The organism is Verrucosispora sp. NA02020, assembly GCF_013364215.1.
Classification (GTDB): Bacteria; Actinomycetota; Actinomycetes; order Mycobacteriales; family Micromonosporaceae; genus Micromonospora.
The window spans coordinates 4,259,149-4,282,068 of sequence record NZ_CP054923.1 but is presented as its reverse complement, the minus strand read 5'-3'; the positions used below and the strand labels follow the sequence as shown (position 1 = coordinate 4,282,068).

Genomic DNA, 22,920 nt, shown 5'->3' with positions numbered 1-22,920 from the left:
GTCCCGCCGCCGTCGGCGGCCACAATGAGCAGCGTGCCCACCCTCACGCTGGGCGGAGCGCGGGGAGCGGCGACATGATCGGATGGCAGGTTCCCGGATACACCCTGGTCCGGCGGCTCGGTGCCGGCGCGTCCGGCACCGTCGACCTCGCCGTGCACGACGCCACCGGCACGCCCGTCGCGATCAAGTACCTGACCGGTCAGCTCCACGACGAGCTGTTCCGGTACGCCTTCCGGGACGAGGCCCGACTCCTGGCCGAGATCGACGACCCGTACGTCTGCCGCCTCTACGAGTACGTCGAGGCACCCGACGGCGCGGCCATCGTGATGGAGCTGGTGAACGGCGTCTCGCTGCGCCAGATGCTGCGCGCGCAGGGGCCCACCACACCCGAGTCCGCCCTCTGTGTCCTCAAGGGATCACTCGCCGGGCTGGCCGCCGCGCACGCTCACGGGGTGGTGCACCGCGACTACAAGCCGGAGAACGTCCTGGTCACCGCCGAGGGCACCAGCAAATTGGCGGACTTCGGCATCGCCATGCCGGTCGGTGCCGACGCCGGTGCCAGCGTCACCGGCACACCCCGCTACATGGCCCCCGAGCAGTGGACCGGTGCTCCCGCCGAACCGGCGTGCGACATCTACGCGGCCACCGCCACCTTCTTCGAGTGCCTGACCGGCCGCCCCCCGTACGACGGGGGCGACCTGGCCACCCTGCGCCGCCAGCACGCGCGTGCGCCGATCCCCACCGACCCGGCCCCGCGACCGGTGCACGGGTTGCTGCGGCACGGCATGGCCAAGCGCCCCGACGACCGGCCGCAGCCCGCCCGGGTCTTCCTCGCCGAGCTGGAGGAGACGGCCGTCGGCGCGTACGGGGCGGACTGGGAGGAACGCGGGCTGCGGGAGCTGGCGCAGCGGGCCGCCCTGCTGGCCGCCCTGTTCCCGTTCCGGGACGGCAGCGGCGGCACCGTCAGCGTGGCCACCACCGCGCTCGGCGCGACCACCACCGACGACGGCACCGGTCGCCGCCCGGCGACGCGGCGGACCGGCCGGGCCCGGGCCGCGCTGGTCGGCGGCGGCCTGGTGGCGGCCATGCTGGTCGGCGGCGCCGGACTCGGCTACACGATGGAGGAGCCGCCGGTGCCGACCGGCGCGGCCTCCGAGGCGACCACGGACCTGACCGGGCCACCCGCGCCGACCGGAGCCGCGCCGACCCCCACCCCCACCCCCACGCCCGGCCCCACCGCCACCCCCGCCCCGACGTCTGTGACGCCCCCCGCCCCGACCGCCACCACCACCGCGCCGACCGGCTCGCCGACACCCACCGATCCCGCACCGTCCACGGCGGACCCGTCGCCGTCGACGAGCACCAGCGCCCCGCCGCCGGACGTCACCGCACCCACCGTCGGTCGGGTCGCCGCGAGCCCGACCGCGCTCGATCCCGCCGGCTGCCCGTACGGGCCCACCGCCAGCACCGTCACCGCGTTGGTGCAGGACGACCGCACGGACGCCGAGGACCTGCGGGTCCGCGCCCGCTACACGATCGAGAAGCAGTCGTACGAGCGGCGCATGGACCCGGCCGGCGGCAACCGCTTCCAGGGCGTCCTCGCGAATCTGCCCCGTCCCGCGACCACCGTCCGGATCCCGGTGACGGTGGTCGCGACGGACGCCGCCGGCAACACCACCAGCGGTGACACGACGTACGTCACCCTCTACTCCTTCTGCACCCCGGGCTGACCGGGCGCGCGCCTCACGACCTCCGGGAGACCTGCCGTGACCCAGCCCGACGACCCGACCCACGCGTGGCCGCCCCCGCCCACCTCGACCGACGAACCGACGGTCCGGGTGGACGGCGCCCATCCGACCACCCGTCTCGGTAGCGCGACCACCGCGCGACCGGCCGCGCACCCGGGAGGGGCCGCCACGGTGCGTACGAGCGGTGCGCTCGCGGCACCGACCACCGGACCCGGCGGTGAACTGCGCTTCGGGCCCGGAGTGCCGGCCGCCCCGCCGTCGGCGCCCGCGTGGCCGACACCGGCACCGCGCCGCAGGTCGCTCTGGCGTCGGTCGGTGTCGGTGCTGTCCACTCTGCTCACCCTCGTGCTGCTGGCCGCGGTCGGCTTCTGGATCTGGCAGCGGCTGAACCCGATGGAGATCAGCGGGGTGAGCGTCGCGGTGCCCCACCCGGCGGGACAGCGGTGCGACGTCACCGTCGACGTCGTCGCCACGGTACGCACCAACGGCCGCCCCGGCACCGTCGAGTACCAGTGGCTGCGGTCCGGGAGCGCACCGGGTGCCCTGCTGACCGAGCGGGTCGGTCCGGGGCAGCGGACCGTGGAGCTGACCCTCCGGTGGACGTTCAGCGGGGTCGGCAGCACCACCGAGACGGCCACGGTGAACGTCGTCTCGCCGTCGTCGGCGCAGGCGGCCACCGAGGTCGCGTACTCCTGTCCGGGCTGACGGCCGGACACTCGCGACGTTTCTCGCGCAGCGCCCGTGGGTAGGTCGGGCCGGACGAACCGACCGCCCCTGCAAAGGACCAACGGATGCGAGACAACTTCGGCGACGCGGTAGGGGACACCCTCCGTGGCATACTCCTCTTCCTACCCAAGGCCGTCGCCTTCGTGGCGATCCTGGTGGCCGGCTGGCTGATCGCCAAGGCGGTGCTGAAACTCGTCGGCCGGCTGCTGGAACGCGTCGGTTTCGACCGGGCGGTCGAACGCGGCGGTATCCGTCGGGCGTTGGCCCGCTCCCGGTACGACGCCAGTGACGTCGTGGCGAAGCTCGCGTACTACGGGATCCTGCTGCTCACCCTCTATCTGGCGTTCGGTATCTGGGGGCCGAACCCGATCTCGGACCTGATCGCCGGTGTCATCGCCTGGCTGCCGAGGGCCTTCGTCGCCATCGTCATCGTGGTGGTCGCCGCCGCCATCGCCAGCGCCGTCAAGGACCTGATCTCGGGCGCGCTCGGCGGGCTGTCCTACGGCCGGCTGCTGGCCACCATCGCCTCGGCGTTCATTCTCGGTCTCGGCGTCATCGCGGCGTTGAACCAGATCGGTGTGGCCACCGCCGTCACCACCCCGGTGCTGATCGCGGTGCTCGCCACCGTCGGCGGCATCCTCGTCGTCGGTGTGGGTGGCGGGCTGATCCGCCCGATGCAGAACCGCTGGGAGTCGTGGCTGTCCCGCGCCGAGGCGGAGTCGCGCACCATCGCCGAGCACGCTCGGGCCTACTCCGCCACCCGCCGCGAGCGCGAGGAGCAGGCGGCCCGGGACCGTGAGGAGCAGGCGGCCCGCGAGCGGGAGGCGGAGGCCGCCCGGGAGCGCGAGGCACAGGCCGCCCGCGAGCGGGAGGAGCAGCGGACCGCCGCCGAGCGTCGGCTGGCCGAGTCGGCGGCGGCACCCGTACCGCCCGGTGGGGCGACCTTCGGCGCGCCGGCCGCCGACCCGCCGCCCGCCACGCCGGTGTTCGCGACCGGGACCTCGTCGGGTGTGCCGGTGGCCGACGACCCGGAGGCGACCCAGGTCGTCACCCCGCCCCACGTCGACTCAGACCCGACCACGCTGCTCCCGCGCCAGTCGACGGCCGACTCCGACGACCCGGAGGCCACCACGGCGTTCCCGCGTCAGTCGGTGGCGGACTCCGACGACCCGGAGGCCACCACGGCGTTCCCGCGCCAGCAGCCGGTCGACGACGACTCCGACACCACGACCGCGTTGCCGCGCCAGTCCGCCGCGACGACCGACGACCCGGACACCACCCAGGTCACGTCGACCGGACCGGACGTGCCGTCGCCGCGGACCGCTGCCGACGACAGCGAGTCGACGATCATCCTGCCGAAGAACGACGGCCCGTCCGGTCGCTGACCCAGACGGCGTCACCTCGCGGGACGGGACCGTACGGTTCCGTCCCGCGACGCGTCCGGCAGACGTCGTCTGCCGCGACGCCGTCGTCCGCCCGAGCCGCAACGGGGTGGCACCAGGTGGTGCCGGCGCCTACGATCACCGCATGACCTGGCGACATTGATGCCTTGACCGAGGCCGGGGGCCGCCCTCGGACGCCGTACACACGGTGTCCGTAATCGCTCCCCACCCGTCCGGATGGCCTCGATGACCCTCGCTTGCGCCGCCGGCCGTCGCCTGGCGGCCACTCTCTACGCGTACACGTTCCTCACCGACCTGGTCCTGCTCTACCCGGTGTACGTGCTGCTCTTCTCCGACACCGGGCTGTCGGTCGGGCAGATCTCCTCGCTGTTCGTGATCTGGTCGCTGGCCGGTCTGGTACTGGAGGTGCCCGCCGGTGCCTGGGCCGACGCCACCTCCCGGCGTCTGGTGCTCGCCCTGGCGCCGCTGTGCAGCGCCCTCGGTTTCGGTCTGTGGACGCTCCTGCCGTCCTATCCGGCGTTCGCCGTCGGGTTCGTGCTCTGGGGAGCCGGCGGTGCACTCGCCTCCGGCGCGCTGGAGGCGCTGGTCTTCGACGAACTCGACCACGTGGGCGCCGCCGACCGGTACGCCCGGACCATCGGCCGTGCCCGCACCGCCGGCACTGCCGGGGTGCTCGGGTCGATCCTGCTCGCCGGGCCGGTGCTCGGGCTCGGCGGCTACCCGATGGTCGGGACGGCCAGCGTCGCGGCCTGTCTGCTGGCCGCCGCCGTCGCGACCCGCCTCCCGGAACACCGCCGCCACCACCACCCCGCCGCCGCGCCGTCCACCGCACCCGACGAGCCGGGCTGGTGGCAGGGGCTACGGCTCGGCGTGGCCGAGGCGCGCGGCAGTCGATCCGTCCGCGTGGCGGTGCTGCTGGTGGCGGTGGTGAGCGCGATCTGGGGCGCGCTGGAGGAGTACCTCCCGCTGCTGGCCCGGGACACCGGCGTCGCCCTGACCACCGTGCCGTTGCTGCTGCTGGTGGTGACCCTCGGCCAGATGGCCGGCGGGCTGCTCGCCCCGGCCGGGCAGCGGCTTCGCACCGGCGGGTACGCCCTGCTGCTGGCCGCCTCGGCGGTGGCCCTGGCGGTGGGGGTGCTGCTGCGCAAGCCGGTGGGGTTCCTGCTGGTCGCGGCGGCGTTCGCCGGCTTCCAACTCGCCTCGGTGCTGGCCGACGTCCGCCTTCAGGCCCGGATCAGCGGCCCGGCCCGGGCCACCGTCACCTCGCTGGCGGGCACGCTCACCGACCTGACCACGATCGCGGTGTACGCCGGGTTCGGCCTGCTCGCCACGGCGACGGACACCGCGTGGGCGTTCGCCCTGGCCGTCGTGCCGTACCTGCTGATCGCGGCGGCGCAGGTGCTCCGGGCGGGCCGGATCCGACGAGGACCGGTCGACGCGCCGACCGCCCGGATCGACGCGTGACCCCGCCCGGCTCAGGGCCGCTCGGCATCCAGGTAGACCCAGCGACCGTCCTCCCGGCCGAAGCGGCTGCGTTCGGTCACCGTGCCCGGATCGCGGCCCTCCCGGTAGTGGGCGCGGAACTCCACGGTCCCGGTGCTGTCGAACAGCCCGCCCCCGTCGGTGCCGACGACCTCCAGCCCGGTCCACCGCTGGGCGGGGTCGAGGTGCAGGCGAGGTGGACGGGTCCGGGAGTGCCAGCTGCGCATCAGGTAGGCGTGGTCGCCGACGGCGAAGGCCGCGTACCGGGAGCGCATCAGCGCCTCGGCCGTCGGCGCGTCCGCCTCGCCACGGTGCAGTCGCCCGCAGCAGTCCGCGTACGGCATGCCCTGCCCGCAGGGGCACATCCCGGTCACCTCGGTCCGCCTGTCTCGCTTCGCCACCTCGACATCCTCTCGACACCGGACCCGACGGCTGACGCCGGGGGCGTGGCGCGCCCCCGGACATCGGAGGCGGTGGACGGTGTGCCGCGCCCATCGCGCTCCGGCCCGGAGATCACCGAGCGGGCCCGGGGCTTCCTCCACCGGTTGTCCGACGGGTAGCGCCCCGGTCAGCGGGTCCGTGCGCCGCGCCGACTGCCGAAAGACTCCATCGTGGTCGCCTTCCGCGCCGGCCTCGGTGCTCCGGCCGCCCGGGACCGCGCGGCGGTGGCCTGGGTGGCCGACGTCTTCCGGGTCGCCGCCTTCTTCGTAGTGGTCTTCGTGGCCGGCGCCCGGCCACCGGTGGCCTTGCCCGCCGGTGCCGTCTTCGCCGCCGTCCTCTTCGCCGCAGGCGCCTTCTTCGCGACAGCGGTCTTCTTCGCGGCGGTCGCCTTGGCGGTGGGACGCCGGGTCGGGCTCGCGGTGGCGGAGACGGCCTTCTTCCGCGCCGTCCGGGCGGAGGTCGCCGCTGCCGTACCGGCCGTGGCCTTCCTGCTCGTGGACCTGCCGGCCGCCTTGCTGGTCGCCGCCTTGCTGGTGGCTGCCTTGCCGGTCGTCTTCGTGGCGGCCGCCGTCCCGGGAGACCGCTTGGTCGCCGGGCTGCTCCGCTTGGTCGTGGTGCGCGACGACGCGGCCGTGGCCGCTCCGGTGTTCTTCCTGATCGCTGCCTGGGCCATCGTTGCTCCTCGGGTCTGCCGTGGACGCTCGGGTCTTCCCGGCGTCGGGATGGTCGAACGCACGCCACCGGCCGCGCGGGCTCACCTCGGACGGGTTCGCACTGTGCGGGTTCACGCTGCGGGGGTTCGGACGTGCGGGTTCACGCCGTGCGGGTCGCGAAGACGATCACGTTGTCGGCGTACTCGCCGCGTGCCGGATCGAACCGGCCGCCGCAGGTGATCAGCCGTAGCCCGGCCAGGCCGCCGGGACCGTAGACCAGGTCGGTGGGGAACCGCTCCTTCGGGTACGCCTCGACCGCGTCCACGGTGAAACGGGCCACCGTGGCATCGACCCGGGTGATGTGGACGGTGTCGCCGGGGCGCAGCCGCCCCAACTCGAAGAAGACGGCCGGGCCGTCCCCGGAGTCGACGTGGCCCACCAGGACCGCGTTGCCGATCTCACCCGGGCTGGCACCGGGTCGGTACCACCCGGCGACCTGCGGCCGGTCCAGCGACGGCACCTCCAGCGCGCCCGAGGCGTCGGCGGCGACCGGCACCAGCGGAGCGCGTACGCCGATGGCCTCGATCCGCACCTCGACGGGGTCGGCGCGCGGCAGCGGCGGCAGGCTCGGCGCGGTGCCGGCCCGGTGCGGAGCGCCGTCGGGCTGCGGCGGCCCGGCCGGCAGCCGCCCGATCCCCGCGCCCACCAGCGCTACTCCGACGGCCGCGACCAGCGTGAGCAGCACGCGCCCCCCGTGGTATGCCCGCACGGTCACCTCCGATCGCGAGAGTCAGACGGCTGTCGGGACACCTGCCGTGCGGTATCCCTCGGGTGCCCGCACCGTGGCGTACGGCGCGGGCACCCGTCGCAGGATGGATGGGGTGTGCCGGCGCGTCAGAGACGCGCGGCGGCCTCGGCGTGCCGGCGGCGGCGGGCCAGGATGACGCCGCCACCGAGTGCGGTGGCGATCAGGGTCGCCCCGGTGGTCAGGGTGCCGAGCCCGTCGTCGCTCGTGCGGCCCCCGGCCTGGGCGCCACCGATCGGGGTGACCGTGAACGTGGTGCTGCCGTCCGAGGTGCCGTCTCCGCAGGTGGCGGCCACCGTGTAGGTGCCGAGGGTGAAACCTGCGGTGAACAGTTCGGCGCTCAGGCCGCCGCCGGCTGCGGCGGTGGTGGAGCGTACGTTCTGGTCCCGATCGGGTCCGGTGACGCGGAACAGCGCGTCTCCGGTGCTCGGGTTGCAGGTGGTCGCGGTGAGCACGACCGTCCCCCCGACCGGGGTCGTCGCCGGTGACACCGTGGTGTCCGCCCAGGCGACTCCGGGCATGAGCAGCGCGCCCAAGGCGATGCTGCCCGCAGCCGGTACGAGAACTCTGGTTGCCTTCATACGCGTCTTCCCTCACTTTTCGTCCGCTGACTGCGTGGGACGTCGTTCGGGTGGCCAACTCCGCGACTAGCACCGGTGTGCCCAACACTAGGTGGGCTTGGGACCCGATCCGGTGAAAATGAGAAATCTTCGTTGCCGTCACGTGTCCGCCCGACCGCCTCGGGCGTCGCGGAAGGTCCCGCCACGGGCCCGGCGGTCCGGCGCATCCGGTCGATGTCGGCCTGCCGCGCAGTGGGACCGGTGGGCGGAAGGCGAGGTCGACACGGAGTCGCGCCGATCGTGGCAGCCGTCCCGTTCCCACCACCCAATTCCCCCAAGTCCCCCCGCCCCAGCGCGCCCGGCCCCGCCCCAGCCCCGGCCCCGCCCGGCCGCCCGGCCGCCCGCCCTGGATGAGTTGATCAAGAAGTTTAAGTCGCGGATCCTCTGCTATCCGCCCCAAACTTCTTGATCAACGGGGTTGGCGCGCAAGGCGGGCGGCGGCGGAGATGGGCTGACGCGCTTTTCACGCCGAATGTCCGTTTGTCGGATGCGGGTGGGTGGGGGTTGGGTGGAATCCGGGGTGGGGTCGGGGCGTTGTAATCGGGTGGCTGACCGCGCAGGACCTCACCCCGCGCAGGCTGGTGGCCGACGGATTCTCGCTCCCGCGTAGGGTGGCCGACGGATTCTCGCTGCGCCGGATTGGTGGCGGGCGGGTGTCGGAATGACCTGGCCCGGTCGGTGGTTATACCTGGTCCCGGCGCCGCGTCAGGCTGGTGGATGGCCTGGGAATGATGCGGGCTGCCAGGTGGTTGTGTATTGACCCGACGCCGCAAAGCCGGATCCGCTGATTCCCCTTCTCGGGCCCGTGGTGCCGTCGGATTTCCCCTTTCTTCTAGCGCCTGACGGCGTTTGCGTCACTCTCGATCCCCCTGTGGGTGGCGTCTACCCCCGAATGGAGCTTGTGATGAACTCGAAGCTGTTGCGTAAGAGTGTTCTCGGTGTTGCCGGTCTCGCGTTTGCCGGTGGTGTGTTCGCTGGTCCGATCGGGCAGGTGGACGCCACCCCCGTCACGGCTGGTTCGTTGGTGGCGGTGCAGGCGGACAAGCCCGACAGCGGCAAGCTGATTCCGCATGGTGTGCAGGGTGCCCAGTCGCGTATCGATCTGGACGATGAGCAGGTCGGCAACGCGAAGGCGATCATCGCGGCGACGAAGAAGGCTGGTATGGACGAGCGTGCCGCGGTGATCGCGATCGGTACGGCGTTTCAGGAGTCGAAGTTGGAGAACCTGGGTCATCTGGGTGACCGCAACGATCATGATTCGCAGGGTTTGTTCCAGCAGCGTCCGTCCAGTGGTTGGGGCACGGTGGAGCAGATCACCGACCCCGAGTACTCGACCCTGGCGTTTCTGAAGGGTTTGAAGCAGGTCGACGGCTGGGAGGACATGCCGTTGACCGTCGCCGCCCAGACGGTGCAGGTGTCGGCGTTCCCGGATCACTACGCCCAGTGGGAGCAGCAGGCCGCTGATCTGGTCGCCGAGCACTGGAACAGCTGACCCCACACCGAACAGACTTTCCTCGCACAAGGGGGAGCAGTGCCGCGGTGATCGCGATCGGTACGGCGTTTCAGGAGTCGAAGTTGGAGAACCTGGGTCATCTGGGTGACCGCAACGATCATGATTCGCAGGGTTTGTTCCAGCAGCGTCCGTCCAGTGGTTGGGGCACGGTGGAGCAGATCACCGACCCCGAGTACTCGACCCTGGCGTTTCTGAAGGGTTTGAAGCAGGTCGACGGCTGGGAGGACATGCCGTTGACCGTCGCCGCCCAGACGGTGCAGGTGTCGGCGTTCCCGGATCACTACGCCCAGTGGGAGCAGCAGGCCGCTGATCTGGTCGCCGAGCACTGGAACAGCTGACCCCACACCGAACAGACTTTCCTCGCACAAGGGGGAGCAAGAACGCTGCCGGCCGGTACCCGCAACCCGGGGTGCCGGCCGGCGGCGTCTGCGTCTGCCGTGGCGGAGATGTTAGGAGGGGTCCCTTCCTATACACCAGGCGTTAGCAGGGGGCCCTTCCTTACACGACGACGGCGGGGTGGGTGACCCAGCCGGCTACGAGGACCAGGTTCGTCGGTCGGTGTACGGCGACGAAGCCGAACGGCCGGTCGACGGTCAACTCGACCAGCCGCTTGCGTGCGGTGGCCCGTGGGCGCATCGCACCGGCCCGCATCGCGAAGGCCGTCACCACGGCGGCGGAGAAGCCGGTGGCGTGGAAGGTGGCGGTGGCGTTCTGCACGGCCTGCGTGACGGACAGCCGCGCGGTGATTCCGGGGAAGTGATCCCCGGTGGCGTCGGTCGCGGCCGTCAGCCCGAACAGACCGGGCTGCCGCAGCAGGTCGTGGGAGGCGTCGACGGTGAACGCGACGGTGGAGACCGTCAACTCGGGGGTGGCGTCCGAGGCGTCGACGATCTGCTCGGTCACGCCCGGCCCGGCGGTGAGCGGCAGGGCGGGGGCGTCCCCGTCGAGTACGCCGATCGCGGCGGGCAGCACCTCGGCGGGACCGTGTCCGGCGGGACCCAGGGCGAGGAGGACGTCGACGTCCTCGGTGCCCTCGACCGTCAGCAGGCTCACCGGCCCGCCGACGGCGTCGACCACCCGCAGGGCGTCCAGGTCGCGGCCGCGTCGGCGCAGGCCGGCGAGATCCTGTCCGGCCCAGGGACCGTCGGTGGGCCGGCACCGCGTGTTGTCGAAGGGCTTCTTCCAGGTGGTGAGCACCGACAGCGCGCTGGCCAGGACCATCGCCGTCCCGCTGGTGGCGCGTACCGGCATGGCGGTGATCCGTCCGTCGGTCCGCGCGGCCGCCCACGCGTCCAACGCTGCCTGGTCGACGGCCTCGTCCCCGGTGAGTTCGCCGCGCAGGGCGGCCGGTATCTCGGTGCGCCACCGCTCGGACAGCGGCAGGCCACGCCGTGCCCAGAAGCCGAGCGCCATCCGGGTGGTGGGGGAGTCGGTGAGGTCCACGCCCGTCGGGTCACCGACCACGGCCGACAGTTCGTCCCGGGCCGGACCGTCCGCGTACCGGGCGAGCAGCGCCAGCAGCGGATAGACGCCCGCGCCGGAGAGCACGGTGGCCTCGTCGTCGAGGGTCGCGGCCCAGCGGGCGGTGAGCGTGTTCGCGGCGCGGGTGGTCATGACGTCCTCCGGTGGCGGCACGCGGCACGGCGACGCGCCGGTGCGGTGACCCTATCGACCGTCGCGCCGACCCTGATCGGGGCCTGACACCACGACGGCGGGGCCGGTGTGGCAGCGTGACCGGATGAGTTCCGCGCCGGTCGACGTCGATCTCGCCCTGGTCGGCGGGGGTGGTGCCGCCTCGCTGGTGCTGGCCGCGTTGGCCCGGCACGGCGTACGCGACCTGCGGATCGCGGTCGTCGACCCGGTGCACCGGCGTGGCCAGGACCGCACGTGGGCGTTCTGGGACGAGCCCGGCAACGACCTGGACGAGCTGCTCGTCGCGAGCTGGACGCAGGTCGAGGTGGTGACGCCCGGCACGCACCGCACCCTGGACCTGAACCCCCTGCGGTACGCGATGCTGCGCTCCGGCCCGATCTACGACCGGGCCGCCGAGGCGGAACGGCGTCTCGGGGTACGGCGGATCGTCGCCGGTGCCGAGGAGGTGCACGACGAGGGCGACCGGGTGGTGGTGCGTACCGGCGACGGCCCCCTGCGTGCCGCCTGGGTGCTGGACTCCCGGCCCCGGCCACCGCGTCGACCCGGCCGGACGAACTGGTTGCAGCACTTCCGTGGCTGGTGGCTGGCGGCGGACCGGCCGGTGTTCGACCCGGAACGGGCCGTGCTGATGGACTTCCGCACCCCGCAACCGGTCCGGGGCGTCTCGTTCGGCTACGTGTTACCGGTCGACAGCCGGTACGCCCTGGTCGAGTACACCGAGTTCGGACCGGACCTGCTCACCTCGGCGGCGTACGACGCGGCCCTGGCCGGCTACCGGGACCTGCTCGGGCTCGATCCGGCCCGGCTCACGGTGACCGAGGTGGAGAACGGCGTCATCCCGATGACCGACGGGCCGTTCGTGGCCCGACCGTCGCCCCGGGTGGTCCGTCTCGGCACGGCCGGCGGCGCCACCCGCCCGTCGACCGGCTTCACGTTCTCGGCGATGCACCGCCAGGCCGAGCAGGTGGCCCGGGAGGTGGCCGCCGGTCGGGACCCGGTGCCGGCGTCGGCGTACCCGCCTCGGCACCGCTGGATGGACGCGGTGGCGTTGCGGGCCCTGGACCGGGACCTGGTCGGCGGTCCGGAGTTCTTCGGTCGGCTGTTCGACCGCAACCCGCCGTCGCGGGTGCTGCGGTTCCTCGACGGCGGCACCACCCGCGCCGAGGACCTGGCGGTGATGCGCTCCACCCGGATGCTGCCGATGGTGACCGCCGGTGTGGCCGACGCGGCCGGTCGGCTCCGCGACCGGATCGCGCCGGGCCGCCGTCCGCCCTGGACCGTCCCGCCCGCCGTGGTCGCCCCGTCGGACGCGGACGCCCCGCCCCGCTGACCCGCCCGGTCGCACCGGGGTGCCGGGCCCGGCCGTCGGGGGAGCCTTCGGTAGGTTTGCCCCATGGTGGACGAGGCGGCCGGTCGGGTGGTGCGGATCTGGACCGACGGTGCGTGCAGCGGCAATCCCGGCCCGGGCGGCTGGGGTGTCCTGCTGCGGTACGGCTCCCACGAGCGGGAGCTGTGTGGTGGTGAGGCGACACCGACCACCAACAACCGGATGGAGCTGATGGCCGCCATCGAGGCCCTGGAGAGCCTGACCCGGCCGGTCACCGTCGAGCTGCACACCGACAGCACGTACGTCCGCAACGGCATCACCAGTTGGCTGGCCTCGTGGAAGCGCAACGGTTGGCGGACCGCGGCGAAGCAACCGGTGAAGAACGCCGACCTGTGGCAGCGGCTGGAGGCGGCCTGCGCCCGGCACCAGGTCACCTGGCTGTGGGTCAAGGGCCACAACGGGCACCCGGAGAACGAGCGGGCGGACGCGTTGGCCAACCAGGGGATGAGCGAGGCGCGGGCGGCCGTCGCCTCGACCCGCCGCTAGCGTCGCCTCGGCCGACGGCCCGCCGGACGGGAAGTCAGCGGCAGCGCCGACCAGTGCGCGGGTCGGGTTACCCGGTCCGGCAGTCGGGTCCGCCGGTCGCCGCGCGCGGCGTCGACCTGCGACTGGTGCAGGAACAACGCGGCGGTCAGATCGGCCCCGTCCAGCGCCGCCCCGCGCAGGTCCGCGCCGGTCAGGTCGGCCCGGGCCAGATCCACCCCGCGCAGGTCGGCGCCGATCAACACCGCGCCGCGCAGGTTCGCCCCCCGTAGGTCGGTCCGGCGCAGGTCCCGACCGACCAGCAGGGTGCCGCGCCGGTCCGCGCCCGGCGGGCCGCCACGGGCCCGGGCCAGGTCGCCGGTACGCGACAGCAGCCGGTTGACCTCCCCCCGGTACGCCTCGACGTCGAGGGCCAGCAGGTCCTGCGGGCTGCCCCCGGCCAGCCGTTCCGTCTCGGCGAGCGCGGCGCCCAGGTCCGCGCGCAGCGCGTCGGGCGGGTGGAGGGTGAGCGCCTCGGTCAGATACCAGAGCAGCTCGTGCAGGGGACGCATCACCGCGAAGACGTCGAACATCAGCGATGCGGTCTCCGGCGCGGCCCGCCAGTCCCGCCCGCCGAAGGTCTCCTGTGCGACGCGCTGACCGGCCCCGTGACAGTCGAAGACGGTGCAACCCGGGAAGCCGCGATCACGCAGGTCGACGTGGATGCCGCAGGCGAAGTCGGTGCGCAGGTGGCGGCAGGGCTGCCCGGCGGGCTTGTCGACCGCGAAGTCGGCCGACGCCGAGAACGCCGGGGCGACGCAGCAGAGCCCGAAGCACCGCCCACAGTCGGCCCGCAACCGGCTGTCGTCCGTGCCGTTGCGGTGCGACTCCGCGCCCGTGGACTGTGACACCCGACCTCCCCACCTCGTCCGACAGCACGATTGTCCCCGCCCCCGTCGGTCGCTCCGTCACCGCATGGCGGCTCGCCGGTGGTCAGTGCGCGCCCAGGCGGGCGATCGGTTCCACCAGCTCACGCTCCTCGTACGCCAGATGTGACAGCAGCGTGTCGCTGAGCAGGTCCACGGCGGCCCGCAGCTCGGCGGTGCCGTCCGGGGTGGCGACGAACGCGACCAGTGCCCGGTCGACGCCTTCCAGCACGTCGTGGATGGCGTGGTGCTCCGCCTCCAGCCGGTCGATCACCGGCGTGAGGCGCGGGTCGGTGCGGCGCAGGTGCGGGAAGAGCGAGCGGTCCTCGATGGTGTGGTGCGTGGTCACCACCCGGCAGTAGGACTCGCAGTAGGTGCCCAGCGTCCACTTGTTCTGCCGCATGGTCATCGTGTTGATGTGGGATCGGGCGGTGCCGACGTCGACCAGCCCGGCCGCGACCTGCTCGATCAGGTCCTGGATCTGGGCCAGCTCGCTGCGCAGGCCGTCGTGGACGTCGATCAGGTGTTGGGCGCCGGCCTGCTCGTGTGTGGTGTAGGTGCGCGTCGGGTCCGGTGCCGGGCCGCTGGGCCGGGCCGACTCGTCCCACACCCGGACGTCGCTGCGGCGTACGCCGTCGTCGGGCGTCGGCACCACGGCGAAGGCGCTCGACCCGAGCTCGGCCCGGGGGCGCGCCGGTCGGGCGGTCCGACCGGCGGCGGCCGAGGTCGGGCCAGGGGACGGTTCGGCCCGGTCGGTCGGCGTGGGCGTGCCACCGCCGCGACCGGAGGCGCGTTCGGAGGCGACCAGCTCCCGGGTGGCCGGAGCCACCTCGGCGGCGAAGCGCCGCAGGTCGTCCGGGTCGTCGGTGCCGAGGATGAAGGTGCTGACGCCGTCGGTCAGGGCGAGGTCGGCCAGTTCCTCGGCCCACTGCTCGGCCGGACCGTCCAGCGGCCCGCGACCGGTCGCCGTGAACCGCCCGTTGACGTTGAGCAGCCGTCGGACGTCCTCCGGCGACCGGCCGGCCTCGGTGGCCGCGTCGTCGATGATCGTGTTCCCCTTGGCCAGGTCGCCGGGTTGCAGGTAGGCCAGCGACGGCAGCCAGCCGTCGGCCCGCCGTCCGGTCAGCGCGAGCATCCGGGGCTTGTACGCGCCGAGCCAGATGCCGACGTCGTGGGCGGGCGCCGGACCGCGTTTGGCGCCGAGCGCCCGGTGGAACTCGCCGTCCACCCGGACGCCGCCCCGCGCCTCGGCGTCCCAGATCTCGCGGATGATCTCGATTGCCTCCTCCAGGGCCCGTACGCCCTGGCCGGGGGTGAGGCGTCGACCGCCCATCGCCTCGATGGCGTCCCAGAACGCCCCGGCGCCCAGTCCGAGTTCGATCCGACCGGAGCTGAGCAGGTCGAGGCTGGCGACACTGCGGGCGAGCACGGCGGGCGGTCGCAGCGGCAGGTTCGTCACGTTGGCGGCCAGCCGTACCCGCTCGGTGCGTGCGGCGACGAAGCTGAGCAGCGTCCAGGTGTCCAGGAAGGCCGGCTGGTAGGGGTGGTCCTGGAAGGTGACCAGGTCGAGCCCGACCTGCTCGGAGAGCATGGCCAGGCCGACCGGCCCGGCCGGGTCGGCGTTGCCGGGCGTCAGGAACGACCCGAAGGTCAGGGAGTGCCCGTAGTCGCTCATGTCTGCGTTCCTTCCCGTTCTCGGGGTGATCACCCCGCACCACAGATGTTATTGCGGACAGAACATCTTCGCCCAATAAAATCTGTGATCTGGGTTAATCTGTGAGGATGACCGGTCCGCAGGACAGTGATCCCCGCACCGACCCGATCACCGACGACCTCGGGTGGATGCTCGGCGTCGTCTTCCGGTCCTACATCCGCGCGGCCGACCACGTCGCCGGCGACCTGCCCGGCGGCCCGCGCGGCTACCAGGTGCTCGTCGCGGCCGACCGGGAGCCCGCCCGCAACCAGGGCGCGGTCGCCGAGGAGTTGGGGATCGACCGCACCGTCCTGACATACCTGATCGACGACCTGGAGCGCGACGGGCTGGTGGTACGCCGTCCCGATCCCGTCGACCGGCGCAGCCGCCTGGTCACGCTCACCGACGCCGGCCGCGACGCGGCCCGACGCCGCCGCGAGGCACTGGCGGGCGTCGAGACCCGACTGCTCCGGACGCTCACCCCCGCCCAGCGCGGCGAGCTGCGGGACCTGCTGAGACAGGTCGCCTGCGCGGCTCAGGCCGACGACCCACTCGTGGACCTGTGCCAGGCGGTGGCGGCGGCAGCCGACGAACCGCCCGTCCGCCGCCGCCGTCGCGGGACCACGCCCGGCGGCCGACTGACCTAGCGTCGCGCCATGCGGATCACCAAGTACACCCACTCCTGCGTACGGCTCGAACAGGACGGCGGTGTCCTCGTCATCGACCCCGGCACCTGGAGCGAGCCGCGCGCACTGGTCGGCGCGGACGCCGTGCTGGTCAGCCACGAGCACACCGACCACATCGACGTCCTGCGGCTGGCCGGCCTCGGCGTGCCGGTCTTCGCGCCGGAGGGCGCCGTGTTGCCGGACCTGGCACCCCTGCCGGTGACCCGGGTGCGGGCCGGCGACCGGTTCACCGCCGCCGGTCTCGAGGTGACCGCGGTCGGTGGACGACACGCCACCATCCACGGTGGTCAGCCCGACTGCGCCAACCTCGGTTACCTGGTCGGGGACGACGTCTACCACCCGGGCGACTCACTGCATCCACCCGGCCGACCGATACGGACCCTCCTGGTCCCGGCGCAGGCGTCCTGGCTGAAGCTGACCGAGGCCGTCGACTTCGCCGTCGCAGCCGAGGCGGAGCGGGTCGTCGCGATCCACGACGCGCAGCTCAACGAACGTGGCCTGGCCAGCGTCAACGGCTGGTTCGGCGAGACCGTCCCCGGCTACCGGTATCTCACCCCCGGCGAGACCCTCTGACCGTCGGCACCGGGCACGCGGCCCGCGAGGCGTCGGATCACCCCGACGTCGGCTCCACGGACCGCATGTCGGCCAGGCGGTCGTCGGCCGCCCGCTGACCCTCCTCGTCGCCGACCGACTCGCAGACCGCCGAGGCGTCGATCCAGTGTCGGCGGGCGAGGTCGTGGCGCTCCCGGGCGGCTTCCGAGTCGCCCAGGTGCAACAGCGTCCTACCCAGCCCCGCGTCGGCCCGACCGCCCGCCCGCAGCCGCAGGCTCTCGGTCAGCCACGCCGACGCCTGGTCGGCCTGGCCCGGCGCCGTGCCGAGCAGCGCCGCCCCCGCGTTGAGCAGCGCCACCGCCCGGTTGGTCGGATCGACCACCGTCTCGTACTCGCGCAGCGCGGCCCGCCACGCCTGGGCCGCGTCGAGGTACTCACCCATCGCGACGTGCACCAGGACGAGATTGGTCAGCGCCGCCGCGTAGCCACGCGAGTCGCCCAGCGAACGGAACGTGTTCGCCGCCCGCACCAGCAGGTCGTGGGCGGCCTCCCGGTCGCCGCGCGCCAGCCGTGCCGCGCCCAGTCCCAGGTCGCTGAGGGCCTGCCCGGCGCGGTCGCCGCCGGCCCGGTGCCGACGGGACAACTCCAGGTGGGCCACCGCCTCGTCCAGCCGCCCCAGGTCGAGCAGGGCCAGCCCGAGGTTCATCCGGGCCTGGGCGGTGCCCCGGCGTCCCTGCGCGGTCACCGCCAGGCTCAGCTCGGCCATCGCGCCGTGCGGGTCGTGGCGGTGCCGCAGCACCACGCCCAACTGGTTGTGCGCCCACCCGGCGATCTCCGGCCGCTGCTGGGTGGTCGGGTTGGCCAGCACCGTCCGGCAGAGGTCCTCCCACGCGTCGCGCCGCTCGGCGTGGGCGAGCCACCCGCACGACGCCACCGCCAACCGGAACCACCAACCCCGTACCCGCCGGGGCAGCGCCTGCACCGCGCCGGCCGGCACCTTGACCACGGCCAGCAGCAGGTCCTGGTGCAGGGTGAACCAGTCGTACGGGTCGTCGGTCGGTAGTCGCTGGTCGGTCCCCGGCGGACCGGGCGCCGTCAGCCCGGTCACCTGCCGTTCGGCCCGGCGGGCCAGGTGCCGGGTCAGCCGCGCCTGGGCGTTCACCCGGCGGCGCACCGGCACGGTCGCCCGGAGGTGCATCCGCGCGTACGGGGCGAGAGGTTCTCTGATCTCGTACCGGTCGCCGGTCTCGGCTTTCACGAAGGCGCCGTCGGCCAGCTCGTCGATGAGCGCGGCGACGCGATCCGGGCGGCGTCGGGCCAGCGCGGCGATGCTCGGCCGGTCCAGCGGCACCGGGCTGAGCGCCATCAGCCGCCACAGTCTCCGCGCCTCGGCACCGAGGGCGTGGTACGCGGTGTCCTGCGCGACGACCAGCTCGGCCATCGGCGAGAAGTCGACCCGCTGGTGCGGTGGTGTGTCGGCGGCCCGACGCAGTGCGTGCAGCACGTCGGCGTGTCGCCAGCCGTGTGTGGTCGTCTGCCGGCCCAGCGCGGTCACGGCACGGGGTTGGCGGCCACACAGCTCCACGATCGTCTCGGCGTCGGGGTCCAGACGCGGGTCGTCGCGCGGCGGACGACGTCCCCCGGCGGCGGCGACGGCGAACATCTCCACCGCGTCCTTCGTGGTCGGCTCCGCCAGCCCGTAGGGCTGCACTCCGTTGAGCGCACCGAGCCGTCCGGTGCCGGCCAGGAGTAGCTGGCAGACCCGGGTGGTCGGTGGCAGCAGCGTGCGGACCTGGGCGGGGTCGTCCACGTTGTCCAGCACCAGCAGGACTCTGCGGCCGTCGACCTGGCCGCGCAGCGCGTCCGCGGCGTCGGCGAGGTCGTCGGCGCGTCCCGAGTACGGCGGGGTGGTGCCGAGGATGCGGGCCAGCGCGGTGAGGACCTCCCGGGGCGAGAGCGCCCGACCGCCTCGGCGCAGGTCGAGGTAGTACTGCCCGTCGGGGAACCGGTCCTTGCACAGGTCGGCGGCCTTGATAGCGCACCAGGAGGTGCCGATGCCCCGTCGACCCACCACCGCCACGGCGTGCTCCGGGTCGAGAAGCTCCACCACCTCCTCCGCCTGTCCGGGGCGTCCGGTGAACCCGCCCGACCTGGGCAGCGTGGGGGCGTTGACGGTCGCCGAGGGGACGGCGTGGTCGTCGGCGGGCACCGGAGTCCGTTGCCGGCGTCGCCACTCCACCAGGAAGGAGGCGGCCACACCGAGTGCCGCCAGGCCCAGGCTGGCCGAGCCGAGGGCGGTCACGGACAGGTCGGAGACCAGGTTGCCGGTGATGTTGCCCAGCAGCGCGCTGACTCCGGCGCTGAGGACACCGCCGAGCGCCAGCAGCACGCTGAGCAGGCGAGGTCGCCGGGTGGGCCGGCGCGGGCCGGTCACCGTACGCCCCCGGCGACCAGCCCGGCGACGATCTGTCGGCGGCCCAGCACGAACACCAGCACCGGCAGGATCGAGGCGAGCACCGATCCGGCCGCGAGCGTGCCGCTGCCGGTCACGAAACCCCGTGTCTGCTCGGCCAGGAACCAACCGAGCGGGGCGGCGTCCGGGCCGCTGAACAGCAGACCCACCACCAGGTCGTTCCACACCTGGACGAACTCCAGCACGGCCACCGCCACCACGGCGGTGCGGTGGTGGCGGACCAGCCGTCGCAGGGTGTCCCACAGGTGCCGCTCACCGAGGCGGGCGGCCCGGACCTGGTCGGCGGGCAGGTCGGCGAAGGCGTTGCGCAGCACCAGCACGGCGAACGGGATCCCCAGCGCGATGTGCACCAGCGCCAGCCCGCGCGCGGTGCCGGAAGAGAGCGCCAGGCCGAGCACCTCGTTGATCGGCCCCGCGACGACCTGCACCGGGACCACCGCGGCGGCCAGCAGGGCCAGCCCGACGGCCTGGGCGGGTGGCCCGGTCAGCCAGGCCAACGGGTACGCGGCGAGCAGCGCCACGCAGAGCACGACGGCGGTGACGACCAGGGCCAGCAGCAGCGTGAAGCCCAGACTGCGCCACAGGCCCGTCCCGCCGAGCACCGCCCGGTACGAGTCGAGACCCGGTGGCCCGGACCACCAGGCGGCGGTGGCCGCCCGCACCGGACTCTGCGACGAGGTGGCCGCGAGCACCCCGAGCGGCAGCAGCCACGCCACGGCGGCCGCTGCGGCGAGCAGCCGGACCAGTCGTCGCGGCGGTGGCGCGGAAGCGGGCACGGCCCGTGGCGGTGGCGGCGGCCACGCCTGCCGGATGAACATCGACACCACGAGCATGCCGGCGGTCACCGCGACCAGCCAGATCACGCCCAGGGCCGCGCCCTGCCCGGTGGTCGTCGCCCCGGACGTCTGCCAGATCCGCAGCGCCAGCACCGACGCCTCGTCGCGTACCGAGCCGGGCGTCATCACCAGGATCAGGTCGAAGGTGCGGCTGGTGCCGACCGCGACCAGGGCGAAGACCACCGCCACCGTACGCAGCATCAACGGTCGCCACTGGGCGTCCCAGAACACGTCGCGACGGGAGCCGCCGAAGGCGCGTACCGCGTCGACCAGATCGGCGGGCACGGTGTCGAGTGCGGCCCGGAACACCAGCACGGCCAGCCCGACCCAGGCCCACACGAACGCCGACATCACCGCCACCGTCACCAGCCGTGGCCCGAGCAGGTGCGGCACCCGCTCGGGTGTGCCGGTCAACCAGGCCAGCAGCAGGGTCACCGGGCCCCGCTGCGGGTCCGGGTCGTAGAGCAGCCGGAACGTGACCCCGGTGACCACCAGCGGCAACGCGGTCGGCACCACCAGGATGAACCGGACCAGCCAGCCCTCCTGGGACCGGCGCGAGGCGGCGGCGAGCAGATACCCCAGGACGGTGACCACGGTCGGCACCAGCAGCGCCCAGAGCACGGTCCGGCCCACCGCGGCACCGGCGCCGGGCGAGGTCAGGGCGGCCCGGTAGTGCTCGGCGCCCACCCACCGCCCGTCGGTGGTGACGCTGGCCTGCACCGTCCGCAGCACCGGCCAGGCCAGCAACCCACCGAGCAGGAGCGCGGCCGGGGCGAGCAACGCCCAGGTGGCGCCGGTCGCCGGGTACGCGCGCCCGCGCCGGGGCGGCCCCACGTCGTCGAGCAGGGCGAGTTGCCCGAGCACGGGGTCGCGCCTCATCGTCCGCTCCCCGCCGCCCGGGCCGCCTCGGCGAGCTGCCCGGTGGCCCGCCGGACCGCCTCCCGGGCGGCCACCCCGTCGGTCACGTCCATGAAGAAGTCCTGCATGATGCGCCAGATCCCCACCCCGTCGGTGCCGGTGAAGGTGCCCGGCAGGCGGTCCGACAGGTCGTAGCGCAGCGCCTCGACGGCCCGGAACTCCGCCGCCAGCCGTCGACGCAGCGGGTCACGGTAGTTGTTCACCGGCACCACGAGGTTGGGGGAGAGGTAGCCGCCCGCCTCCAACCAGGGGCGGAACGCCGCCGCGTCGCTGAGCCAGCGCACCAGCTCCACCCCGGCGGCGGAGCCGGTGAAGGCGACCGCCGCGTCGCCGCCGACGACCAACGGCTGGTCGGCCACCCGTGAACCGGGAAACCGGAAGGTCACCAGCGGCTCGGTGCCGCGCCGGAAGCGGGCGGCCACGCCGTCGACGAAGTCGGCCTCGAACACCATGACGGCGGACCGGTGGTGCGCCACCTGGATCACCGACTCCTCGAACTGGGTGAGCAGGGCACGTTGACCGCCGCCGGGGAACGCGCCGTCGATGCTCCAGAGCTCGGCGAGCCGGTCGAGGGCGTCGCGTACCGGCGGGCCCTGCCAGTCGGCCTCGCCCCGGGCCAGCGCCTCGTACCCCCCGGGACGGGCGATGTCGGCGAGCACGTTCTCGAACCAGTCGGTGAGCACCCACCCGTCGGCGGCACCGACCGCCAACGGCGCCGGGCCCTCGCCCGCCCGGTGGCGTGCCCCGAGGCGGCGGGTCGTCTCGACCAGCGCGTCCCAGGTGCGGGGCGGCTCCGCGAGCATGGACGGGAAGTGCCAGAACAGCGACTTGTGCGCCGCCTTGATCCACAGGCCGTACCGGTGCCCGTCGACGGTGAGCAGGTCGGCCATCCCGGCCGGCGCCAGGTAGCTGCTGGCCGGGGCGACCCGGTCGAGCCAGCCCCGACGGGCGTACTCGACGATCAGCCCCGGTCGCGGCAGGATCGCCACGTCCGGGCTGGTGCCGGCGAGCATCCGCGCGGTCAGGAAGGCGTCGATGTCGTTGCCCACGCCGATCACCCGGACGTCGGGGAAGCCGGCGACCACCTCCCGGAACCGGGTCAGCTCGGCGCCGCTCCACACCACCGCCACCTGCACCGGGCGGGGACCCCGCGCGCAGCCGGCGGCCCCGGCCACGGTCGTCGCCACGGCGGACCGCAGCAGGGTACGACGGCGCAGTCGCCCGGCCGCGGTCACGCCGTCGCCCCGTCGGCGGCCCGTACCGGAACCTGCGTGGGCACCTCGGCCAGCACCTCGGGGTGCCCCGAGCCGATCAGCACGGTGACACGGGGGGAATCCGGTGGGGACAGCCGGTCCAGCAGCGGGGTGAGGCGCACCCCGTCGACCGGGGTGGGCAGGTCGACCACCAGCACCTCGGGCAGGCACGCCATGGCCCGCGCGAGGGCGACCCGGAACCGCTGCGCCTCCGAGATCTGGTGCGGCCGGAGCCCCAGGGTCGGGGAGAGTTCGAGCCGGTCGACCAGGGTGGACGCCCAGTCGTCGGCGACGTCGTGGACCCGCTGGCGGCGGCGCTGGCCGTAGGAGATGTTGCGGCCGACGGTCAGGTGCGGCAGCAGGGCACCTCCGGCCGGCACGTACCCGATGCGCCGACGCGGTGGCGGCAGGTCGGTGACGTCCCGCTCGCCGACCAGGATCCGGCCGCTGACCGGCGCGACCAACCCGACCACCACCCGGACCACGGAGGTGCCCACGCCGGGTTCGGCGACCAGTGCCGCCGTCGCCCCGACGGGCACGTCGACGTCGAGCGGTGGGACGTCCGGCACGGCGACGAGTTGCTGCGTGCGTAGCGTGACCATCACCTCCAGCGACCGACCCCGTCGTTCAGAGTGGCACAGGTCGACCACGCACAGTGTCCCCCCGAAGTCCACCGTGGAACCGCGCGTC

At 73.8% G+C, this 22,920-nt stretch carries 19 protein-coding genes and 2 pseudogenes; 10 read left to right on the top strand and 11 right to left on the bottom strand.

What is annotated here, in order from left to right; genetic code table 11:
* Window positions 1-74: 74 nt before the first annotated feature.
* The 4 genes and pseudogenes from HUT12_RS33225 to HUT12_RS18565 all read left to right on the top strand — a co-directional run bounded on the left by HUT12_RS33225 (window position 75) and on the right by HUT12_RS18565 (window position 5,341).
* Window positions 75-1,730, top strand: a complete 1,656-nt coding sequence (locus HUT12_RS33225) for a serine/threonine-protein kinase (protein WP_176094193.1) — start codon at window positions 75-77, stop codon at window positions 1,728-1,730.
* Window positions 1,731-1,766: 36 nt separating this feature from the next.
* Entirely contained in the window at window positions 1,767-2,453 is a 687-nt protein-coding gene (locus HUT12_RS18575) for a hypothetical protein (RefSeq protein WP_176094192.1), read from the top strand.
* A gap of 86 nt (window positions 2,454-2,539) precedes the next feature.
* Window positions 2,540-3,181 (top strand): annotated as a pseudogene (locus HUT12_RS32870) (hypothetical protein); the annotation flags it as partial.
* A gap of 921 nt (window positions 3,182-4,102) precedes the next feature.
* On the top strand, window positions 4,103-5,341 hold the full coding sequence (locus HUT12_RS18565; protein ID WP_176094190.1) for an MFS transporter: 1,239 nt from the start codon (window positions 4,103-4,105) through the stop codon (window positions 5,339-5,341).
* Between the two features lie 11 nt (window positions 5,342-5,352).
* On the opposite strand, the gene HUT12_RS18560 is transcribed toward HUT12_RS18565, so the two are convergent.
* From HUT12_RS18560 to HUT12_RS18545, 4 genes are all read right to left on the bottom strand, one after another.
* On the bottom strand, window positions 5,353-5,724 hold the full coding sequence (locus HUT12_RS18560) for a YchJ family protein (RefSeq protein ID WP_131057111.1): 372 nt from the start codon (window positions 5,722-5,724) through the stop codon (window positions 5,353-5,355).
* A 203-nt stretch (window positions 5,725-5,927) separates the two neighbouring features.
* The gene (locus tag HUT12_RS18555; protein ID WP_176094189.1) at window positions 5,928-6,473 is read right to left on the bottom strand and encodes a hypothetical protein; all 546 of its coding nucleotides are present in this window, start codon (window positions 6,471-6,473) and stop codon (window positions 5,928-5,930) included.
* Window positions 6,474-6,613: 140 nt separating this feature from the next.
* Window positions 6,614-7,198, bottom strand: coding sequence for a class F sortase (locus HUT12_RS18550; RefSeq protein ID WP_254876874.1), 585 nt, complete (start codon window positions 7,196-7,198; stop codon window positions 6,614-6,616).
* Between the two features lie 149 nt (window positions 7,199-7,347).
* The gene (locus tag HUT12_RS18545) at window positions 7,348-7,839 is read right to left on the bottom strand and encodes a hypothetical protein (protein WP_131057740.1); all 492 of its coding nucleotides are present in this window, start codon (window positions 7,837-7,839) and stop codon (window positions 7,348-7,350) included.
* A 943-nt stretch (window positions 7,840-8,782) separates the two neighbouring features.
* Here HUT12_RS18545 and HUT12_RS18540 point away from each other — a divergent pair.
* Together HUT12_RS18540 and HUT12_RS18535 are read left to right on the top strand one after the other, a co-directional pair.
* Window positions 8,783-9,370 carry a hypothetical protein gene (locus HUT12_RS18540; RefSeq protein WP_176094171.1) on the top strand — a complete coding sequence of 196 codons (588 nt, stop codon included), beginning with the start codon at window positions 8,783-8,785 and terminating at the stop codon, window positions 9,368-9,370.
* Between the two features lie 41 nt (window positions 9,371-9,411).
* Window positions 9,412-9,729 (top strand): annotated as a pseudogene (locus tag HUT12_RS18535) (hypothetical protein); the annotation flags it as partial.
* A 160-nt stretch (window positions 9,730-9,889) separates the two neighbouring features.
* On the opposite strand, the gene HUT12_RS18530 reads toward HUT12_RS18535, so the two are convergent.
* Entirely contained in the window at window positions 9,890-11,005 is a 1,116-nt protein-coding gene (locus HUT12_RS18530; protein WP_176094187.1) for a serpin family protein, read from the bottom strand.
* Window positions 11,006-11,129: 124 nt separating this feature from the next.
* On the opposite strand from HUT12_RS18530, the gene HUT12_RS18525 reads away from it, so the two are divergent.
* Window positions 11,130-12,374: a lycopene cyclase family protein gene (locus HUT12_RS18525; RefSeq protein WP_131054751.1), complete on the top strand. Its 1,245-nt coding sequence runs from the start codon at window positions 11,130-11,132 to the stop codon at window positions 12,372-12,374.
* Between the two features lie 63 nt (window positions 12,375-12,437).
* On the top strand, window positions 12,438-12,917 hold the full coding sequence (rnhA, locus tag HUT12_RS18520) for a ribonuclease HI (protein WP_131054750.1): 480 nt from the start codon (window positions 12,438-12,440) through the stop codon (window positions 12,915-12,917).
* Here rnhA and HUT12_RS18515 read toward each other — a convergent pair.
* Window positions 12,914-13,804, bottom strand: coding sequence for a pentapeptide repeat-containing protein (locus HUT12_RS18515; RefSeq protein ID WP_176094186.1), 891 nt, complete (start codon window positions 13,802-13,804; stop codon window positions 12,914-12,916). The two genes, rnhA and HUT12_RS18515, sit on opposite strands and share 4 nt — an antisense overlap.
* An 82-nt stretch (window positions 13,805-13,886) precedes the next feature.
* Window positions 13,887-15,494 (bottom strand): LLM class flavin-dependent oxidoreductase, encoded by a 1,608-nt coding sequence (locus tag HUT12_RS18510; protein WP_131054749.1) that lies wholly within the window; start codon window positions 15,492-15,494, stop codon window positions 13,887-13,889.
* A gap of 107 nt (window positions 15,495-15,601) precedes the next feature.
* On the opposite strand from HUT12_RS18510, the gene HUT12_RS18505 reads away from it, so the two are divergent.
* Window positions 15,602-16,159, top strand: coding sequence for a MarR family winged helix-turn-helix transcriptional regulator (locus HUT12_RS18505; protein WP_131054748.1), 558 nt, complete (start codon window positions 15,602-15,604; stop codon window positions 16,157-16,159).
* Between the two features lie 9 nt (window positions 16,160-16,168).
* On the top strand, window positions 16,169-16,771 hold the full coding sequence (locus tag HUT12_RS18500) for an MBL fold metallo-hydrolase (protein WP_131054747.1): 603 nt from the start codon (window positions 16,169-16,171) through the stop codon (window positions 16,769-16,771).
* Window positions 16,772-16,808: 37 nt separating this feature from the next.
* On the opposite strand, the gene HUT12_RS18495 is transcribed toward HUT12_RS18500, so the two are convergent.
* The 4 genes from HUT12_RS18495 to HUT12_RS18480 are packed head-to-tail and all read right to left on the bottom strand — an operon-like array spanning window position 16,809 to window position 22,832.
* Window positions 16,809-19,184, bottom strand: a complete 2,376-nt coding sequence (locus tag HUT12_RS18495) for a tetratricopeptide repeat protein (RefSeq protein WP_176094185.1) — start codon at window positions 19,182-19,184, stop codon at window positions 16,809-16,811.
* Window positions 19,181-20,938 carry an ABC transporter permease subunit gene (locus HUT12_RS18490; protein ID WP_176094184.1) on the bottom strand — a complete coding sequence of 586 codons (1,758 nt, stop codon included), beginning with the start codon at window positions 20,936-20,938 and terminating at the stop codon, window positions 19,181-19,183. The genes HUT12_RS18495 and HUT12_RS18490 overlap by 4 nt, the downstream gene beginning before the upstream one ends.
* Window positions 20,935-22,212 carry an ABC transporter substrate-binding protein gene (locus tag HUT12_RS18485; protein WP_176094183.1) on the bottom strand — a complete coding sequence of 426 codons (1,278 nt, stop codon included), beginning with the start codon at window positions 22,210-22,212 and terminating at the stop codon, window positions 20,935-20,937. The genes HUT12_RS18490 and HUT12_RS18485 overlap by 4 nt, the downstream gene beginning before the upstream one ends.
* Window positions 22,209-22,832 (bottom strand): ATP-binding cassette domain-containing protein, encoded by a 624-nt coding sequence (locus tag HUT12_RS18480; RefSeq protein WP_176094182.1) that lies wholly within the window; start codon window positions 22,830-22,832, stop codon window positions 22,209-22,211. The genes HUT12_RS18485 and HUT12_RS18480 overlap by 4 nt, the downstream gene beginning before the upstream one ends.
* Window positions 22,833-22,920 lie beyond the last annotated feature (88 nt).

Excerpts from the sequence above, each read along its gene's own strand:
- rnhA (WP_131054750.1), top strand. The coding sequence starts at position 12,438 with ATGGTGGACGAGGCGGCCGGTCGGGTGGTGCGGATCTGGACCGACGGT.
- HUT12_RS18505 (WP_131054748.1), top strand. The coding sequence starts at position 15,602 with ATGACCGGTCCGCAGGACAGTGATCCCCGCACCGACCCGATCACCGAC.
- HUT12_RS18565 (WP_176094190.1), top strand. The coding sequence starts at position 4,103 with ATGACCCTCGCTTGCGCCGCCGGCCGTCGCCTGGCGGCCACTCTCTAC.
- HUT12_RS18555 (WP_176094189.1), bottom strand. The coding sequence starts at position 6,473 with ATGGCCCAGGCAGCGATCAGGAAGAACACCGGAGCGGCCACGGCCGCG.
- HUT12_RS18525 (WP_131054751.1), top strand. The coding sequence starts at position 11,130 with ATGAGTTCCGCGCCGGTCGACGTCGATCTCGCCCTGGTCGGCGGGGGT.
- HUT12_RS18500 (WP_131054747.1), top strand. The coding sequence starts at position 16,169 with ATGCGGATCACCAAGTACACCCACTCCTGCGTACGGCTCGAACAGGAC.
- HUT12_RS18480 (WP_176094182.1), bottom strand. The coding sequence starts at position 22,832 with ATGGTCACGCTACGCACGCAGCAACTCGTCGCCGTGCCGGACGTCCCA.
- HUT12_RS33225 (WP_176094193.1), top strand. The coding sequence starts at position 75 with ATGATCGGATGGCAGGTTCCCGGATACACCCTGGTCCGGCGGCTCGGT.
- HUT12_RS18510 (WP_131054749.1), bottom strand. The coding sequence starts at position 15,494 with ATGAGCGACTACGGGCACTCCCTGACCTTCGGGTCGTTCCTGACGCCC.
- HUT12_RS18545 (WP_131057740.1), bottom strand. The coding sequence starts at position 7,839 with ATGAAGGCAACCAGAGTTCTCGTACCGGCTGCGGGCAGCATCGCCTTG.
- HUT12_RS18560 (WP_131057111.1), bottom strand. The coding sequence starts at position 5,724 with ATGTGCCCCTGCGGGCAGGGCATGCCGTACGCGGACTGCTGCGGGCGA.
- HUT12_RS18540 (WP_176094171.1), top strand. The coding sequence starts at position 8,783 with ATGAACTCGAAGCTGTTGCGTAAGAGTGTTCTCGGTGTTGCCGGTCTC.
- HUT12_RS18490 (WP_176094184.1), bottom strand. The coding sequence starts at position 20,938 with ATGAGGCGCGACCCCGTGCTCGGGCAACTCGCCCTGCTCGACGACGTG.
- HUT12_RS18530 (WP_176094187.1), bottom strand. The coding sequence starts at position 11,005 with ATGACCACCCGCGCCGCGAACACGCTCACCGCCCGCTGGGCCGCGACC.